This is a genomic window from Streptomyces sp. NPDC030991, assembly GCF_055571235.1.
In genome coordinates this window covers 717,960-733,997 of record NZ_JBVIFR010000001.1, presented here as the reverse complement: position 1 = coordinate 733,997, position 16,038 = coordinate 717,960, and the positions used below count along the sequence as shown (strand labels likewise).

10 protein-coding genes are annotated in these 16,038 nt (G+C 71.7%); 5 read left to right on the top strand and 5 right to left on the bottom strand.

Translation table 11 applies throughout. The annotated features are described in order from the left end of the window. Window positions 1–66: 66 nt before the first annotated feature. The 5 genes from ACZ45E_RS03450 to ACZ45E_RS03430 all read right to left on the bottom strand — a co-directional run bounded on the left by ACZ45E_RS03450 (window position 67) and on the right by ACZ45E_RS03430 (window position 8,172). Window positions 67–2,469: a polysaccharide lyase 8 family protein gene (locus tag ACZ45E_RS03450; protein WP_468215851.1), complete on the bottom strand. Its 2,403-nt coding sequence runs from the start codon at window positions 2,467–2,469 to the stop codon at window positions 67–69. A gap of 18 nt (window positions 2,470–2,487) precedes the next feature. After that, complete coding sequence (locus tag ACZ45E_RS03445; RefSeq protein WP_468215849.1) at window positions 2,488–3,843, bottom strand: M60 family metallopeptidase; 1,356 nt, start codon at window positions 3,841–3,843, stop codon at window positions 2,488–2,490. Between the two features lie 88 nt (window positions 3,844–3,931). Next, complete coding sequence (locus tag ACZ45E_RS03440; RefSeq protein ID WP_468215847.1) at window positions 3,932–5,398, bottom strand: M60 family metallopeptidase; 1,467 nt, start codon at window positions 5,396–5,398, stop codon at window positions 3,932–3,934. Between the two features lie 237 nt (window positions 5,399–5,635). After that, window positions 5,636–6,754, bottom strand: a complete 1,119-nt coding sequence (locus ACZ45E_RS03435; RefSeq protein ID WP_468215844.1) for a LacI family DNA-binding transcriptional regulator — start codon at window positions 6,752–6,754, stop codon at window positions 5,636–5,638. A gap of 347 nt (window positions 6,755–7,101) precedes the next feature. After that, window positions 7,102–8,172: a hydroxyacid dehydrogenase gene (locus ACZ45E_RS03430; RefSeq protein ID WP_468215842.1), complete on the bottom strand. Its 1,071-nt coding sequence runs from the start codon at window positions 8,170–8,172 to the stop codon at window positions 7,102–7,104. A gap of 272 nt (window positions 8,173–8,444) precedes the next feature. Here ACZ45E_RS03430 and ACZ45E_RS03425 point away from each other — a divergent pair, with 272 nt between their 5' ends. The 5 genes from ACZ45E_RS03425 (at window position 8,445) to ACZ45E_RS03405 (ending at window position 15,915) form a co-directional block, all read left to right on the top strand. Continuing rightward, window positions 8,445–9,395, top strand: coding sequence for an ABC transporter permease (locus tag ACZ45E_RS03425; protein ID WP_468215839.1), 951 nt, complete (start codon window positions 8,445–8,447; stop codon window positions 9,393–9,395). A gap of 85 nt (window positions 9,396–9,480) precedes the next feature. Next, entirely contained in the window at window positions 9,481–10,341 is an 861-nt protein-coding gene (locus tag ACZ45E_RS03420; RefSeq protein ID WP_468216057.1) for a carbohydrate ABC transporter permease, read from the top strand. Between the two features lie 60 nt (window positions 10,342–10,401). After that, window positions 10,402–12,090, top strand: a complete 1,689-nt coding sequence (locus ACZ45E_RS03415; RefSeq protein WP_468215836.1) for a type 2 periplasmic-binding domain-containing protein — start codon at window positions 10,402–10,404, stop codon at window positions 12,088–12,090. After that, the gene (locus ACZ45E_RS03410; RefSeq protein WP_468215835.1) at window positions 12,087–13,541 is read left to right on the top strand and encodes a M1 family metallopeptidase; all 1,455 of its coding nucleotides are present in this window, start codon (window positions 12,087–12,089) and stop codon (window positions 13,539–13,541) included. The genes ACZ45E_RS03415 and ACZ45E_RS03410 overlap by 4 nt, the downstream gene beginning before the upstream one ends. A gap of 151 nt (window positions 13,542–13,692) precedes the next feature. Then, window positions 13,693–15,915, top strand: a complete 2,223-nt coding sequence (locus ACZ45E_RS03405; protein ID WP_468215833.1) for a galactose-binding domain-containing protein — start codon at window positions 13,693–13,695, stop codon at window positions 15,913–15,915. Window positions 15,916–16,038: the final 123 nt, after the last annotated feature.

The following is a 16,038-nucleotide window of genomic DNA, read 5'->3' as shown; positions in this document are numbered from 1 at the left end:
GCGGGACGGACGGTGGCGAAGATCCGCCGCGCCCGACCCTGTGCGCGGTACGGGCTGACGGCGGGTTCAGGCGAGTTCGGCCGTGTGCGTATGGCCGCGTGAACCGGCGACCTCGACGGTGAGGACGGGGCGGCGCCCGGGCGTGAGGCTGATCGTGTCGTCGGCACGGACCACGCGCCGTACGGGGAAGGGCAGTTCGACCGTCAGCGTCGTGGCGGTGCGGCCCGGATCCGCGACGGCCACGGTGGCCCCGTGGCCGTGGCGCCGTACGAGGACGGTGCCGGACCCGTCCACGCGCAGCCCGTCGACGGCGCCCGCACCCCAGAAGTGCGCGGCGAGCAACCCCGCCCGGGGCGACTCGACGGCGTGCACGGTGCCGTCGGCGGCGAGGACCCGCACCGGGCGGGACCGGGACCAGACGGCTGTCGCGGCGGCGGTCGCGCCCGGCAGCAGGACGTAGGCGTAGGAAGCGGAGACGGGGGAGGGGCCGTGGTCGAACCAGAGAGTGGCGTAGCGACGGGTGACAGGGGTGGTGCTGCCGCCGGTGTCCGCGCCCGTGTTGAGGGCCCGCCAGGTGCCCGTGCGTTCCTCGCGCAGGGCGCGCAGCGAGCCGCCGGAGGGCAGGCCGCCGGAGGGAAAGACATAGCCGCCCGTGCCCTCCAGGTGGGCCCAGCGGGCGTCGTCCAGGCGCGCCGACCAGCCCTGTTCGGTGGGCTGCCGGCGGCCGTCGACGACGAGCCGGGGCGCACCGTCGGCGTGCAGGTTCCGGTTCTCCACGATCGTCTCGATCGTGCGGCCGTCGCTCGCGGTGATGTCCGCGCCGAGCGCGACGACCGCGTTGTCGACGAAGAACCATGTCTTCTTGGCGCGCAGCGTCGACCCGTCGGCGATCAGCTCCATGGCGGCCGCGCCGTACCTGCCGTCGAGCACGGCGCCGCCCGCGACGGCGTTCTTCGGGCGGTACGTGCTGGTCCCGCCGGCCGTGCCGAGGTCGGTCCGCGCGCGTGTGTCCACCGTCGTGCCCGGCAGCCGGTACGGGTCGACGGTCGGCCAGAAACCGTCGCCGAACGCGTCGGGGTCGTCGCCGTCGTACAGATAGGTCATGCCGTCGCCGGTGTACCAGCCGTGCAGGTTCTCGCCGTTGCCCGCCTCGTAGGCGCAGATGCGTTTCGAGGACAGTGCCAGGGCGCACGCCCAGCGGGGCCGCCGGTGCACGACCCGGTCCATGTCGGCGAGGACGAAGTGCCCGGTCAGCCGGTCCGCGGGCCGTACCGCGGGGTCGTCGAGGACCGCCTTCGCGCGCGCCAGGGCGGGGACGCCGACCAGACCCGCGTAGGGGGTCGCCTTGTTGCGCAGGATCCAGCCCTTGGCCGCCGCGCGCCAGCGGTCCGCGTACGACCGCGGCGCGCCGTCGGCGAGTTGCAGGATGTACGAGACGGCCACGGCCCCGTCGGTGTGGTCGGGGGCGCGTTCGCGGGAGATCGCGCGACCGCGTACCGGGTCCATCATCACGCCGTCGAACAGGACGGGGGAGAAGGCCCGGTCCACGGCGTCGTGCAGCACGGTGACGGCCGGATCGGCGACGGCCCATTCGGAGCCGGCGAGGAGCGCGATGAGCTGGCCCGCGCTGCCGAGCAGGACACTCCCGTACGTGCCCGTGTAGGCGACGTTGCCGTGCTGGACGAAGGAGCCGTCCTCGTAGAACCCGTCGCCCGAAGTGACGTACCGGAAAAGGCTGTTCCTGCCGCTGTCACGGAGGTCGGACAGGCCGTCGCGGGCCAGGGCGAGGGCGGCGGGATCGCGGGCGAGCAGACCGCGCAGGGCGACGATGACGGCCTTGTCGGCGCGGTTGGCTCCGGTCTCGGCGAGGGAGGGGGAGTTGGTGCGGCGGTCCGGGTCCGGGACGAACCGGGCGACGGCCCGCACGTACGCGGCGAGATCGTCGGCGGGCAGCCGCGCGCGCAGCAGCACGCAGGTGTCCATGAGCGCGCGGGGCGCGCCGATCTCCCAGAACCACCAGTTGCCGGACTCGGGGCGAGCGGCGTGGTAGCCGACGGTGTTGAGGAAGCGCAGCGCGTCGAGGAGTTCGGCGAGCACGGTCGCGTCGCCGGTCAGCGAGGTGCCGGGGGTGGCCCAGGCGGTGGCGACGGTCCGCAGTCGAGGGTAGCTCTGGCCGAACATGCCGGGGTCGGAGGCCGGGGCGAGGTCCGGCCACAGAGCCGTCCGCGCCGTGGACGTGTCGAGCTGCCGCCACCAGGCGGTGGCTTGTGTGTCCAGGGCGGTGAGGGCCGCCGCGAAGTCGGGGTCGCCGGCGTCGAACGCGCCGCCGGTGAGCTGCTGTCCGGCGCGGCTCAGGAGTACCTCGTACGGGTCGGTCTCCTCGGCGGCGGCGCTGCCCGCCGGTGGAAGCACGGTCGCGGCGGCGCCCGCTCCGGCGAGCGTGAGCGTCTGACGTCGAGTCAGGTCCATGGGTCGTCCTCTCCCGGGTCAGTCGGACAGGGTGGCCGGGTCGACCGGTGGCTTCGGCAGTCGGAGTGCGGCGAGCGCGGCGAGCCCCTCCGCGTTGATCGGGTACGCCCACCGGGAGACGAAGAAGTCGGTGAGGTCGTAGCCGCTGACACGGCTGGTGTAGACCGCGAAATCGGCCCAGCGCAGGGCGTCCTGCGTCGCCCAGTCGGACTGCGGGTTCTCGGTGCGGACGAGGCGGTGCAGTTCGGGCCAGATGCCGGTGCCGAAGGCGAGTTCCAGCTGGCGCAGGGAGACCAGCTTCTCGTAGGCGCCGAACGAGGTGGCGAAGGCGAGCCCCGGAGCGCCGAGCTTGGGCAGTGCGGACCGGAACGGGGTGAGGCCGGTCGTGGCATCGGGGGTGAGGAGGTTGGAGGGTTGGCCGAGGGTGCGCTGCGCCGCAAGCGAGTAGATGTTGACGGTGACTTCGGTCAGGCCGGACGGGCGGTAGGCGAACTGCTGGTGCAGGTGCCCGAGTTCGTGGTACAGCCCCCAGCCGCGCGTGGTGAGGCCCTGCACGGTCAGGAGCCGGTCGAAGTAGGCGGGCGGGAAGGCGTTGTAGTAGTGCGTGGCGTAGGCGCCGACCCCGGCCGGGACCTTCTGGACCTCGCTGAACTGGTAGGGGCCCGCCTTGCGCCGGTGCAGCGCGGAGGAGCCGTCCAGCCCGGCGACGACGGCGTGGGAGGCGATGACCTTCTCGAAGGTGTTCATCAGCGCGGTGTGGTCCTCGCCCCGGTAGGGCAGGAAGTTCGCCCGGGTGACGGTCACGAGCGCGTGCGGCGACACCAGTTCGACGTACAGGGAGTCGGTGAACGTGTCGAGCTGCTGCTGGAACGCGGCTTCCGTCGTGCCGCCCAGGACGAACGTCGGCATGCGCACCGCGCCCCGCGCGAAGGTCACCCGAGCGCGCTCGCCGTCGCCGGGCAGGCGCAGATGGATCGGCCCGCCGTAGGGGTCGCTGAAGGTGTTGACGCCCTGGGCCAGGGTGACGGCGCGGGGCGTCATGAGGTCGGCGTTCTCGGGATGGTTGTCGTACGTGCCGATGTGCAGTGTCGGCAGGACCCCGTCGAGCGCCGCCACCCGGACCGTGATCGCGGCGCCTGCGGGGGCGTAGTGGCCCGTGGCGATGAAGTCGCTGCCGCGGTAGGTGGTGGCCAGCCGCAGCCGTTCGGTCTCGGCGTCGGTGAAGGCACGGGTGGTGACCGTGGTGGGGGCACGCCCGGCGGGCGTACGGGCCGACGCGGGGCCGGCACCGGCGAGCGACAGCGCGCCCGCGCCCGCGCCACCGGCGATGCCGGCCAGGACGGAGCGGCGGCCGAGAGGACGGAAGCTGTTCATGGCGGGGGTTCTCCTCAGGGAGGCGGCGAGCGGGGGAGGCCGGTCGGGGCGTCCGGGCCGTTCGGGTCGTTCGGTGCGTTCAGTCCGTTCAGTCCGAGAGGGTGCTGGGGTCGACCGCGGGTCGGGGCAGCCGCAGCGCGGCGATCTCCGCCAGCCCCTGGGCGTCGACCGGCATCGCCCACCGGTTCACGAGGAAGTCGGTCAGGTCGCGGCCCGCTGTGCGGGAGGCGTAGGTGGCGAGCGCACGGTACTGACGGGCCTCCACCTCCGGCGGATGGTCGTACTCCTCGACCGGGGCGTCGTGCTGGTGCTCGGCGCGGACCAGCCGGTGCAGGCGCGGCCAGAAGTCGTCGCCGAAGGCGAGCTCCAACTGCCGCAGCGGGACGAGCTGTTCGTACGCGCCGAGGTCGTCGACGTAGGAGAGGCCGGGCGTGCCGAGCTTGGCCCGGGCGGAGGCGAACCAGTCGAGGCCGGTCGCCGCGTCGACCGTCAGCAGGTTGGAGGGCTGGTGCAGGGTGCGCTGCGCCGCCAGCGAGTAGATGTTGACGGTGACTTCGGTGAGCGTGCCCGCCTGGTACGCGGCCTGCTGGTTGAGGTGCCCCAGCTCGTGGTAGAGCCCCCAGCCGCGGGTGGTCAGGCCGCTGACTGTGCACAGCCGGTCCATATAGGCGCGGGGAAAACCGTTGAAGCCGTGCCAGGCGTAGGCGCCGACGCCCTTGGGGACGACGCTGACCTCGTTGAAGTGGTAGCGGCCCGCCTTGGGGCGGTCCAGGGGGCGGCGGCCGTCGAGGCCGCTGATCCGGTGGTGCGAGTCGATGACCGTGTCGAAGAGCGCCATCAGGGCGGCATGGTCCTCGTCGCGGTAGAGCAGGGCGCCCTCACGGGTCAGGGTCAGGATGGCCTGGTCGGTGGTGAGTTCGACCCAGGGCACCTCCGTGATCGTGTCCAGTTGCCGCTGGAAGTCCGCCTCGGTGGTGCGGCCGAGGACGAACGAGGCCATCCGTGCGGTGCCGGAGACGAAGGAGACGGCGGCCCGTCGGCCGTGTCCGGCGAAGCTCAGGTACAGGGGCCCGCCGTAGGGGTCGCTGACCGTGTTCGTACCGGGGGTGAGGGGATGGGCGCGGGGGGTTTTGAGGGCGGTGTCGGTGTTGTAGTCGTCGAACGTGCCGATGTGCAGCACGGGCTGGACCCCGTGGCCCGAGCGCAGCCGGACGGTGACGTGTGTGCCGGGCGCGGCATAGCGGCCGGTCGGGATGAAGTCACTGGCGCGCAGCGAACGGTCCAGGCGCAGCCGTTCGGTCTCGGCGTCCGGGAATGCCTCGATGAGCAGGGTGTCGTCGCCGGGCCCGCCGCGCGCGGCCGATGCGGCGGCGCTCCCGGGGGCGCCCAGAACGGCGGCGGCGCCGGCTCCCGTGAGCCCGGCGAGCAGGGCGCGACGCCCGACACCCCGGGGGCCGCCGACGGAGGCGGATGAGGAGAGGGGAGGGGAGAAGGAGGGGGAGGGAGAAGGGGAGGGGAAGGGGGATGAGGGAGAAGACAGGCGAGCAGGGCGCATCCAGGGACTCCCATGGGGACGATGAACGTCGGGGCGATGGGCGGGACGGGCGTGGGGGCTGCGCGCCAGCATGTAAGCGTTTGCTATCCGGCCGCAAGAGGGTCGGGCGAGTTTCTGTTCGTTACTACGCCCAGCGCCGCGTGAACGAGCAGAAACGCGCACCGGGGCGATGGCGGGCGGAACTGGAGTGCGCGGACAGCGGAGGCAGAACCGAGCGGTTCGGCCGGTTCGGTCGGCTCAGTCCTGGCGGCGTTTCCCGCCGGGGCGTGGCGCGGCCACCGAGTCCCGCACCACGAGATGCGTGCTGAGCCGCAGCGTGCCGGTGGTGGGGGCGCGCCAATCGTCCTCGTCGCCTCCGTTGAGCGCGACGCGTACCGCCTGGCGGCCCATCTCCTCCAAGGGGATCCGGACGGTCGTCAGGCGGGGCCGCAGTTCCTGGGCGACCGGGATGTCGTCGTAGCCGACCAGGGAGACGTCGTGCGGGATGCGTACTCCTGCCTCCTCCAGGGCCTGCGCGGCGCCTGCCGCCACGATGTCGTTCGCGGCGAACACCGCGGTGAACTCGGGCCCGTCCTGGAGGAGTTCGGCCATGCGCCGGTAGCCGAAGGTGCGGCTGAACGGGCCCGGCTGCTCCAGGCCGGGGTCGCGGGTGATGCCCCGCAGTTCGAGTGCGCGGCGGTGCCCGGCGAGCCGGTCCTTGGCGGTGGAGAGGCCGGGCGGCCCGCCCAGATAGAGAATCCGCTCATGCCCCTGGCTGATCAGATGGTCGGTGAGGGCGAAGGCGCCGCCCTCGTTGTCGTACTCGACGCCGACCGTGGGGGCACCGTTGCCGATCGAGGGGCGCCCGCACAGCACCAGCTTCGAGCCACCCGCGTCCAACTCGCGGGCGCGCCGCGCGAGTTCGACCTTGTACTCGCGGTCGTCGACGCTGCCGCCGACCAGTACCACCGCGTCGGCCCGTCGTTCGTGCATCAGCTCGATGAAGGCCAGCTCGCGCCGTGGGTCGCCCTGCGTGCAGCAGACCAGGCAGAGCCGGTCGCCGTCGGTGGCCTCTCGTTCGACGCCGCGGGCGATGTAGGCGTAGAAGGGGTCGATGAGTTCGCTCACGATGATGCCGACCGTGCGGCCGGAGACGCCGGCGAGGGCGCGGGCATGGGCGTTGACCACATACCCGAGGTCGCGCATCGCCGCCTCCACGCGTTCGCGCGTCTCGGCGGCGACCGGGTAGTTGCGGTTCATGACGCGGGACACGGTCGCCGTGGACACGCCGGCGCGCTCGGCCACGTCGACGACGGTCGCGCGCCGCCGACCGGCGGCCTTGCCGTTGCCCGGTGCCGCTGAACTCTGCCGGGACATCCGGCCCACCCCCTGATGGTCACGCTGGTCTGTCTGCCGGGCTGCCCGCTGCTCTGCTCGCGGTTCCGGCGGCTGGTCTTCCTGCTGCCTCGACGATCGGACCTCTTCCTGGCCCGACCGCCGGTCTTCCTGCTGCCTCGACGATCGGACCTCTTCCTGGCCCGACCACCGGTTTTCCTGCCGGTCGGACCACGAGTCCGACTGCCGGGCCGACCGCCGATCGGACCGCCGATCGGACCGCCGATCGGACCGCCGGTCCGCCGGCCGGTCCAGCAGTCGCACCGGCCCCTGGTCCGCCTGTGGTTGCACGCCCGGACCAGAGCCTAGGCCGTTCGAAGGGAGCGCGCTCACGCGATCCGTTCCAGGTCGTCGAGGAGTACGGGGTGGTTCAGCGGCACCCCGCGCGCGTAGCGGGCGAGTTCGTCGACGGCGAGGGCGCCGAGGCGGCCCACCTCGTTGCCCTGGGCGCCCGCCATGTGCGGCGTGATGAAGACGTTGGGCAGGTCCCACAGCGGGTGGCCGGGCGGCAGCGGCTCCGGGTCCGTGACGTCGAGCACGGCGTCCAGCCGGCCGCTGACCAGGTGCTCGACGAGCGCGGCCGTGTCCACGAGGGGGCCGCGCGCGGTGTTCACCAGCAGAGCGCCCGGCCGCATCATGCCGAGGCGGCGGGCGTCCATCAGATGCCGGGTCTCCTCGGTGTCGGGTGCGTGCAGGGTGACGACGTCGCTGGTGGCGACCAGGGTGTCGAGGTCGGTGCGGGCCGCGCCGAGCAGTTCGGCCTCGGCGTCGGAGACGTACGGGTCGTACAGCAGCACCTCGGCGTCGAGGGAGCGCAGCAGCTGGACGACGCGGCGCCCGGTCCGGGAGGCGCCGATCACGCCGACGGTGATGCCGTGGGTGCCGAGCCAGTGGTGCCGGTCCAGGTCGGCGCCGGTGCGGTGGGTGCGCCGGTCGCGGAAGAGACGGGCGAGCGGGAACGCCCGCTTGGCGCCGAGAATGATCGCCGCGAGGGTGAATTCGGCGACCGGTACGGCATTGGCCGCCGCCGCCGAGGAGACGGCGATGCCGCGCGCGTAGGCGTCCCGGCTCAGGAACGTCTTGACGGTTCCTGCCGCGTGGATCACCGCGCGCAGCCGGGGGGCCAGGTCGAGCACGGCGGTGTCGATGGCCGGGCACCCCCAGCCGGTGAGCAGGACCTCGCATTCGGCGAGCGCGGCACGCGCCTCCCCGCTGCCGAACTCACGGACCACGTGCGGCGGTTGGATGTCCGCGGTCTCCTCCAGGCGGGCCCGCACGGCGGGCGGGAAGACGTCGTCGACGACCGCGGAGTCCATCGCGAGAACCGTACGGGGCCGCCGCGAAGGCGGTGTGGCGTCGGCGGCCGCGACCTCGACCGGCGCCTCGTCAGTGGTACGCACCCTGCCTCCGGACAGTAAACGTGTTCTATGGCGTGACGGCACGCTAGGGACGCAGCGGCTCGACCGTCAAGGTCATGCGCTGGCCAGGCAGGGCAAGTTGTCTGCTTAGTACGTGAAATGGGCGTCTTAAAAGGCGAGTTCCTGAGGTTGCTTGACGCGGCTGTTCCGCGGATCCCTTGACGCTGGGGTTAACCGCTTACTAACTTGCCGCCGCAGATACGCAGTTACGTGCGACACGGCTTCCGCGCCACTCGGCCGAACAGGACCGCCCCATGACTGTTCCCGCTCCACCCCTCGTCGTTCACCGCAAGACCCTCTGGCAGCGACTCAAGCGCGACAAGGTGATGCTGCTGCTGTGCCTGCCCGGCTTCCTGTACTTCGTGGTCTTCCACTACGTGCCGCTGCTCGGCTACATGGTGGCCTTCCAGGACTACCAGCCCTACCTGGGCTACATGCACAGCGCCTGGACCGGCCTCACGAACTTCACGAACGCCTTCGCCGACCCCGACTTCTGGTCGGCGACCGGCAACACCCTGAAGATCGCGCTGGTCCAGCTGGTCCTGTTCTTCCCCGTGCCGATCGGGCTCGCCCTGCTGCTCAACAGCATCGTCAGCGACAAACTGCGCCGCTTCGTGCAGAGCGTCGTCTATCTGCCGCACTTCATCGGCTGGGTCATCATCGTCTCGATCTTCCAGCAGATCCTCGGCGGCGCGGGCGTCGTCCCCGACCTGCTGGAAGCCGTCGGCCTGCCGCGCTACGACATGATGACCGACCCGGACGCCTTCCCCTGGCTGCTCGCGCTCCAGGTCATGTGGAAGGACGCCGGCTGGGGCACCATCATCGTCCTCGCCGCGCTGCTCTCCATCGACCGCGGCCTGTACGAGGCGGCCGCCATGGACGGCGCCGCCCGCCGGCGCCGCTTCTGGCACGTCACACTGCCCGGCCTGTCCCCGGTGATCGTCCTCCTGCTGATCCTCAACCTCGGCAACATCCTCACCGTCGGCTTCGAGCAGATCCTGCTCCAGCGCGACGCCGTCGGCCCCGGCAGCGGTGAAGTCCTCGACACCTACGTCTACTTCCACGGCATCAAGGACAACCAGTGGGGCACCGCGGCCGCGATCGGCCTGGTGAAGGCCGTGATCGGCACCGTGCTCGTCATCGGCGCCAACAAGTTCGCCCACCGGCTCGGCCACGAAGGGGTGTACCGCGGTGCTGACCGTTGACACGACCGCGGTGCGCACGCGCCGCCGCAGGAGCAGCGCACCCGCCGACGGAGAGCTGCGTCCCTCAGGTGCCCGCCCGCCGTGGATGGAGCGCCCCACCAGGGCGGGGCTCGTCCTGAAGGGGCTCGCGCTCGTCATCGTCGTGGGCCTGGTCGCGTACCCGCTGCTCGGTGTCATCGGCACCAGCTTCGCCTCGCAGACCGACATCATCCGCTCCAACGGCCTCGTCCTGTGGCCCGACCACCCGAACCTGGACGCCTACCGCACCGCCTTCACCGGCGGCCGTGTCACCCGCGCCCTGTTCGTGAGCGTCGGCGTCACCGTCATCGGCACCGCGTTCAGCCTGCTCGCCACCATCGGCATGGCGTACGGGCTCTCGCGGCGCGGCATCGTCGGCGGCCGCGCCATCCTCATGACGGCCCTGTTCACGATGTTGTTCAATGCGGGCGTCATCCCCAACTTCCTGCTGGTGAAGGAGCTCGGCCTCTACAACACCTTCGCCGCGCTCGTCCTGCCGACGATGGTGAGCGCCTTCAACCTCGTCGTGATGCGCGCCTTCTTCATGAACCTGCCGGAGGAGTTGTACGACGCCGCGAAGGTCGACGGCGCGGGCGACTTCCGCACCCTGATCCGTGTCGTGCTGCCGCTGTCGAAGGCGGTCGTCGCCGTCGTCGGCCTCTTCTATGCCGTCGCGTACTGGAACGCGTACTTCAACGCCCTGCTCTACCTCGGCGACAACGACAAATGGCCGCTGCCGATGGTGCTGCGCACGTTCATCCTCCAGGGCCAGAACCTCGACACCGCCGCGGCCGGCGAGGCGATCGCCCCGCAGCAGGCCGTGCAGATGGCCGTGCTCGTGATCGCGGTCGTGCCGATCCTGCTCGTCTACCCGTTCCTCCAGCGGTTCTTCACCAAGGGCGTCCTCACCGGCGCCGTCAAGGGCTGACGCCACCGCCCGCACCCCCCTCGACTCGTCCTCCGTCCCCTCGTACCGAGGAGCTTCCCGATGCCCGGCACCACATCCGTCAACCGCCGCACCTTGTTCCGCTGGGGTGCGGGCGCCGGCCTCGCCGTCGTCGCCGCCCCGCTCCTCGCCGCCTGCGGCGACGGCGGCACCACCGCCAAGGCCGAGGCGAACAGCGCCAAGCTGCTCCCCACGACCACCGTCCGCTCCATCGGCGTCAACGCCGACCTGCCCGGCACGGCGGCCGGCGTACCCAACGCCTTCCTGACGTACCCGGCGAACCCGGCCCGCGCCACCAGGGGCACCCCGCTCAAGGGCGCCAAGAAGATCACCGCGGTCACCGAGACGTTCGCGCCGCTGCCGCCCGAGCGGGGCAAGAACGCCGCCTGGCGGGAGATGGAGAAGCTGCTCGGCACCCAGGTCGACTTCACGGCGGTGCCCGCGGACGACTACCCGGCGAAGTTCTCCACCATGGTGGCGGGCGACCAGCTCCCCGACATCTTCATGTACCCGGAGACCGGCGGCGTCGACAACAAGGGCGCCTTCCTCACCGCCAAGTGCGCGGACCTCACCCCGCACCTGTCCGGCGACAAGGTCAAGGACTACCCGAACCTGGCCGCCGTCCCCGAGTACGCCTGGCAGGACGCCATCTACGCGGGCAAGCTCTACGGCATCCCGATCGCCCGCTCGGGCAGCGGCGGCGCGGGCTTCTACCGCGCCGACCTCTTCAAGAAGGCCGGCGTCACCGGCCTCGACCAGATCGACAGCGTCGAGCGGCTGGTGGAGCTCGCCAAGGACCTCACCGACGCGAGGAAGAAGGAGTACTTCTTCACCGGCGGCAGCCTGAATCTGCTGGCCATGTCGTCCGGCGCCCAGCACTACTGGAAGCACGACCACAAGACCGGCACGTGGACGTACCAGCTGGAGGACGAAGCGTACCGGCACGCCGTCGAGACCGCCGCGAAGCTCTACAGGGCGGGCTGCTTCTACCCCGGCACCGTGCAGATGTCCGGCGCCCAAAAGGCCCAGTACACCGGCCTGTTCATGAACGGGAAGGCCGCGTACGTCTACGACGGCATGCCGTCGTACCTGACCACCTCCACCGGTTACGTCGACGCGATGGCCGCCATCGACAGCTCCTTCGACGTGCGGCCCATGGTGCCGGTCGGCAAGGACGCCGTCGTCTGGACCGACAACGTCTCGTTGCAGAACTGCCACCTCACCAAGACCGACGACAAGCGCGTGAAAGAGCTCCTGCGCCTCGCCGACTTCGCCGCCTCCCCGTTCGGCTCGGTCGAGTACACACTCATCAACTACGGCGTCGAGGGCACCGACCACCACCGGGACAAGCACGGCACCCCCGTCCTGACCGAGCAGGGCGCGCAGGACGTCACCGTGCCCTGGTCCAAGCTCGCCTCCGCGACCCCCGCGTTCTTCAGCGCCACGCACCCCGAAGCGGCGCGCTACGTCCACGAGGCGTACACGAAGCTCATCCCGCTGATGATCGAGGACCCCACGCTCGCCTACACGGCGCCGACCTGGGACTCCAAGGGCCTCGGCAGCCTCTACAGCATCCACCTCGACGGGGTGAAGGATCTCATCACCGGCCGCAAGCCGCTGTCGGCCTACGACGCCCTGGTCAAGAAGTGGCGCGGCGCCGGCGGCGACAAGTGCCGCGCCGAGTTCGAGCAGGCCTCCCATGAGCAGCCCACGTCGAAGGGGAAGAAGTGACCACCAGCAGACGCGCACTCCTGAAGGGCGCGGGCGGCGCCGCGTTCACGGTCCCGCTCCTCGCCACGGCCGCCCACGCCAGGGGCTCCGGCCCCCGGCCCGGCTCCGACGGCGTCGGCGACCCGCTCTTCCCGACGCTCGGCAACGGCGGCTACCAGGTCACGCACTACGACCTGACCTTCGACTTCACGCCGGTCACCTACGACTTCACCGGCAAGGTCACGCTCCGCGCGCAGGCCACGCAGGACCTCTCCTCGTTCAACCTGGACACCGACGGCCACACCATCGACGCGATCACGGTGAACGGCCGCACCGCGCCCTTCGCCCTGTCCGTCGGCACATCGGGGCAGGAGCTGACCGTCACCCCGGCCCGGCCGCTGCGCAAAGGCGCACCGTTCACCGTCACTGTCGCGTACCGCGGCAACGGCAAGGCGCCGCGCGTGGGGCTGACCGGCTGGAAGTTCGGCACCGACGGCGGCTTCGCCTCCGCCGTGCAGTCCTCGCGCGCCGACACGTTCCTGCCGTGCAACGACACCCCGTCCGACAAGGCCACCTGGACCTTCCACATCGCGGCGCCCGAGGGGTATGTCGCCGCCGCCAACGGCGAGTTGACCGGCAAGGACAAGCGGCCGGACGGTTCGACCCTGTGGCACTTCGCGCTGCGCGAGCGGATGCCCACCGAACTCCTCGGCATCGCCGTCGTCAAAGGCACCTACCTGTACGGCACTTCGCACACCGGACTCCCGCTGCGGCACATCGTCCCGCAGGGCCAGGAGGACAAGTACGGCCCGATCGTGGCCCGCACACCGGACCATCTCGCCTGGCTGGAGGCGAAGTTCGGCCGGTACCCGTTCTCCGTGTACGGCGTGCACATCTACGACGGCTACACCGACGCGCTGGAGAACTCCACGCTCACCCTCATGGGCACCAACTGGTTCAAGCCCAACGCCGACGGTGACCCCACCTACGAGAACACCATGGTCCACGAGCTGACCCACCAGTGGTTCGGCGACTGCGTCACCCCGAACGACTGGCAGCAGGCCTGGCTGAACGAGGGCCCGGCCGTGTACTACGCCGCCCTGTACAGCGAGGAACGCGGCTGGTCGCTCATGGACGACAAGATGAAGGCGACCTACGCCAAGCTCGACGCGATCCGCGCGAGCGACGGCCCGCCGGGGCTGCCCAAGGCGCTCGGCGGCACCAATATCTACGACGGCGGAGCGCTGGTCCTGTACGCGCTGCAACTCCGGGCGGGGCAGAGGAAGTTCGACCGGATCATGGGGCAGTGGCCGCGCCGGTTCAAGGACCGCACCGTCACCAGCGAGGACTTCATCCGGCACGCGGTCGCCGTGACCGGCGACCGGTCGCTCGACACGTTCCTGCGGGACTGGCTGTTCGGTGCGGTGAACCCGCCGATGCCAGGTCGTCCCGACTGGACGGCCGGCGCGTGACCGGCCCTCGGGCCCGGAGCGCCCTCCGGCCCGCTCGCGTCTGTGCCGGGACGACCGCAGGTCGTACGCGGTCGCCCACGCCGTTCCCCGTGCCCCCGCGGGGCGCCCCGCCACGCCCCGTCCCAGTTCCGTACGAGCGGAAGGTCGCCGCATGAGAGTCCGCACCCGGGCAGTCCGAGCCACCGCCGCCGCGTTCCTCGCCGCCGCGGCCGCTGCCCTCGCCCCGCTGCCCGCCGCCCAGGCGGCCCCCACCCCGAAGGTCCTGCACGCCGCGCCGCACGGTTCCGGTACGTCCTGTACCGCCGGGCGCCCCTGCTCGGTGGAGGGCGCGCGGGACGCCGCGCGGACCGTCACCGGCCGTGACGTCCGCGTCGAACTGGCCGACGGCACCTATGAGTTGCGTACGCCGCTGGAGCTGGGCGCCGACGACTCCGGGGTCACCTGGGCCGCCGCCCGGGGCGCCCACCCCGTCCTCTCCGGTGGCCGGGCGCTGACCGGCTGGTCCGCGAACGCCGACGGCACCTGGACCGCGAAGGTGCCCGACGGAGTCGTCCCGCGCCAGCTCTTCGTCGACGGCGAACGCGCCGTGCGCGCCCGGGGCGACTCCTGCGCCGCCGCCGTGTGCGACGCCACCGGCACCGGCATGACCGGCGCCCGGGCCACCGGCATCGCGCAGTGGGCCAGGCCCACCGACGCCGAGGCCGTCATCCGCGTACGGTGGCGCAACTACCACTGCCGGATCACGTCCGTCACCGGTGACCTCATGACGTTCGCCCGGCCCTGCTGGACCAACTCCGCGTCCGGCACCGGCCGCACCGGCCCCGCCTGGGACTCCACGGCCGTCGACTCCGCCCGCTACTCCGAAGTCGCCTTCTTCGAGAACGCCCGCGAACTCCTCGACCAGCCGGGCGAGTTCGTATGGGACTCGGCCGCGCGGACCGTCACGTACCTGCCGCGCGAGGGCGAGAACCCGCGGCGCTCCAGGGCCGTCACGCCCGTCACGGAGAACCTGCTCGTCATCGACGGCGCCCACGACGTCCGCGTCACCGGCATCGGCTTCACCCACGCCGCCTACCGGCAGCCGTCCACCGACGAGGGCTACGCCGGGATGCAGGCCGGACTGACCCTGACCGGCGCCACAGGGCCCGTCGACCACGCGGGCCGGTTCTACACCAAGCCCGCCGCCGCGCTCACCGTGCGCGGCGGCCGGCACATACGCGTCGACCACGCGGCCTTCACCCATCTCGGGGGCGCCGGCGCGGTGTTCGAGCGGGGCACGCAGGACTCGACCCTCACCCGCTCCACCTTCACCGACCTCTCCTCCGGCGCCGCGTACATCGGCGACACGGAGCCGCGGCCCGCGCCCGAACTCGTAGGGGCGCGCAACACGGTGTCGTACAACACCGTCCGGCGCACCGGAGTGGAGTACACGGACGCCGTCGGCATCTGGGCGGGCTACGAGGCCGCGACCGTCATCGACCACAACACCCTCGACGACCTGCCGTACTCCGCGATCTCCGTCGGCTGGGGCTGGAACCAGCCCGAGGCCCGGGAGTCCGTCCTCCGCGACAACCGCGTCACGGACAACCGGATCACGAACGTCATGCGCGTCGCGCACAAACAGCACGACGGCGGCGCCATCTACACCCAGGGCGCCCAGCCCGGCACCGTGATCTCGGGCAACTACATCAACCGCAGCGCCTACGGGAACACCGAGCGCGACGGCAACGGCATCTACCTCGACGAACAGTCCAGCCACATCACCGTCAGCGGCAACGTGCTGACCCGCCTCGGCTACAAATGGGTCTCCAACTGGGCCGACTACGGCATCGACAACCACGCCACCGGCAACTGGACCGACACCGACACCCCCGCTCTCGCGGGCACCGGTTCGACCATGAGCGACAACCACACCAAGCTCGACCGGCTGCCCGCCGCCGCCCTGAAGGTGGCCGCGGCCGCGGGCGCCGAAGGGCACGGCCGCGTCGAGCAGCTCCGCCCCGACCTGGCACGTACCGGCACGGCCTCGCAGTCCTCGACCGAGGGCACGGCCGCCGCCGCGCGGGCCGTCGACGGGGACACCTCCACCGACACCCGGACGCTCGCCGAGCCGGGCGCCTGGTGGCAGGTCGACCTCGGCGCCGACCGGCACATCGGGCAGGTCGAGATCTGGAACGACGCGTCGATGACGACGACCGGGTTCGACGTGCGCCTCGCGTCGTCGGCCGACTTCTCCGACGCCACCACCGTCCACGTCACGGGCAAGGCCCTGCGCCCCACCCTGCTCGACACCGACACCGAGGCCCGCTACGTCCGCGTCCTGCTGACCGGCACCGGCCGCGTGGGGCTCGCCCAGGTCCAGGTGCACCCGTAACGAGCCGCCTGAAGGAAAGCTGCGGCGGCGCTTAAGAAAACCTCGATGGACCGGGGCGCCGACGTAGGGAAGAGTCTTCGGTGGCGGCGGACGGCCGCCACCCTCACTCTTCCACTCTTTCCC